This window comes from Bacillus sp. GW823-FHT06A11, assembly GCF_058795355.1.
In genome coordinates this window covers 1-2,307 of record NZ_JBXAHS010000023.1, presented here as the reverse complement: position 1 = coordinate 2,307, position 2,307 = coordinate 1, and the positions used below count along the sequence as shown (strand labels likewise).

The 2,307-nt window shown below is 32.2% G+C and carries 2 protein-coding genes; one reads left to right on the top strand and one right to left on the bottom strand.

Translation table 11 applies throughout. The annotated features are described in order from the left end of the window. Positions 1–226 precede the first annotated feature (226 nt). Positions 227–1,018, top strand: coding sequence for a sulfotransferase family 2 domain-containing protein (locus tag AC1Q8L_RS29860; protein ID WP_000460203.1), 792 nt, complete (start codon positions 227–229; stop codon positions 1,016–1,018). Between the two features lie 86 nt (positions 1,019–1,104). Here AC1Q8L_RS29860 and AC1Q8L_RS29855 read toward each other — a convergent pair whose 3' ends face one another. Next, positions 1,105–2,025 (bottom strand): DMT family transporter, encoded by a 921-nt coding sequence (locus AC1Q8L_RS29855; RefSeq protein WP_000658283.1) that lies wholly within the window; start codon positions 2,023–2,025, stop codon positions 1,105–1,107. Positions 2,026–2,307 lie beyond the last annotated feature (282 nt).

The following is a 2,307-nucleotide window of genomic DNA, read 5'->3' as shown; positions in this document are numbered from 1 at the left end:
CGCGACTTCCTTATGTTAACATTTCTATTTTGTAATGTCAACTAAGTTTTTCATTTCGTTTGTCGCTTGCGACGTTAATGTCATCGGCGACTTGTCCTATATTACACCTCTATATAATAATAGTCAATATTAATCTTTCATTTTTTAAAAAAAGATGAAAAAGACTCTCATACCCCCTCTTTATTCCTCATACATATCAGTAAAATAACTGAAAGGAGTGTAGAACTTGTTCGATCCTTCTTTATTAAACACCATAAGCGCCCATTCAAGAAGCCCACACTATCATAGGAAGTTTCCCATCATTCTATTTTGGAGTCAAAAAAGCGGTTGCACTTCTCTTGCCAATTGGTTCTTTTACCAGATTGATTTATTGCAAACAGCTCTAAGTTATAGTCCTTTCATTCATAATTATGAATATGATATATACAAAAGTACACCTGCTTATAGTGTACGACTAGGAGTAGCGTTGCGAGAAAAACAAAAAGAAACGTTTAAACTTGTTCGTAACCCTTATAGGAGAGCAGTCAGTTCTTTCGTATCCTTAATTGGACCTCCTTATATGGAAAATCCCGAATGGAAACCCATCCGAAAGTTTTTATATCAAGATGAAAATTCCCCCAAAGGGATCTCATTTAAACAATTTCTATACTATCTATTTATGAAAGGGGCTCACGCAAGTGATATTAACCCACATTTCACACAACAATATATAGCTGGTGAAGAAGAATATGTCACCAATTATATATACTTAGAAAACTTTGATCAGGAAATGAAAGAATTAGAAAAGCGTTTCGAATTAAAAAACGCACCAATAAATGAGTTCTCAACATCATGGCATCATCAAACTCCCGCCATGATTTATAAAGGGAATTTTAGCGAAGGCGATATTACTGATCCTTTATTTCCCCGTCATCCAACTTTTGAAAGCTTTTATGATACTGAATGTATACAACTTGTTCAAACAATATTTCAAAATGATTTCGACACATATAAATACAGCAAAGAATATCCATACTAATTTTAGTTTATTATCTTTGCTAAATAAAAAAGATACCTCATATATAAGGTATCTTTTTTACATGTCAATTATATAAATCATACTGTTTAACAGTCTCTATTCTTCACCTTATTACCTTTTAATAGATTACATAACTTTTGCTTATCCGCCCATCCTACTCCGATTAAAACTAAACTTGCTCCCATTATTACTCTCCATGTCAGAGATTCATTTAATAGAATAATTGAAGTAACAATACTTATTAATGGTAATGCATTTAAATATAATCCGCTTACTGATGCTGAAACTCTCTCTAGCGCTTTATTCCACAACCAATACGCTAAAATTGTTGCTCCAATAACAAGGTATATTACACTAAGTCCCGTTTTCCAAGTTTCAATCTTTGGTAAACCGTAATAAAGAATTTCTACCAGTGCAAATGGTAATAGAATAACAGCTCCGATAATTAAAGTTAATGTTGTAAAAACCTCGTTTGATAAATACTGTTCTTGTTTTGGTCGTTTTAGCAAAACCGTGTAGAAAGCAAATAGAAAAGTACTTAATAATATCAGTATATCTCCTATTAAAGACACTTCTTGATCAGCACTTTTAGATGGAATCGTAATAAAGAGTACTCCTATAGCACCCAATATAATTCCTATCCAATAATTCAATCGAATTTTCTCTTTCAAGAAGATTGCTGAAAAAAGAATTGTAACTAATGGTAATGCAGCATCTATGATACTAACATGTAATCCACTTGTTAAAGAAATACCGTACGATGTGAACATAAAATACCCAGCTACACCGGTAAAAGCTAACAAACTCATTCTTTTCCATGGAACTTTTTTATGTACAACTGATTTTTGTAGTTGCTTAAATGAAAATAGCATACAAATTCCACCTGCAAAGAAAAGACGAATAAACAACAAAGTAAACGGCTGAATAGATTCTAACGCCCATTTTGTTGGCGCAATAGCTGTCCCCCATAATATAACAGCCACTAATAACATGCATATTTCTTTCATAATCCCCCACACCCATCAAAAATATATGTTAACTACCTTAATTATAGATTTTTTCTTATGTAAAATCCTTTAAAAACACAAAAGGTTATGCAAAAAGAGCTAGATTGCTACTTTTTGCATAACCTTTTTATATAAGATCACAAACATTCTTTTATATCTCGACTATACCCTTATAAAAGGTAATTCTTACCTTTATATTTTAAGTAATAAAAATAAATACAAAAAAACCTAAGTCGAAACGACTTAGGTTTTTGCTTGGCGACGTCCTACTCTCACAGGGAC

What these genes read in the sequence shown, in the direction of transcription:
- AC1Q8L_RS29855 (WP_000658283.1), bottom strand. Translation starts at nt 2,025, where the DNA reads ATGAAAGAAATATGCATGTTATTAGTGGCTGTTATATTATGGGGGACA.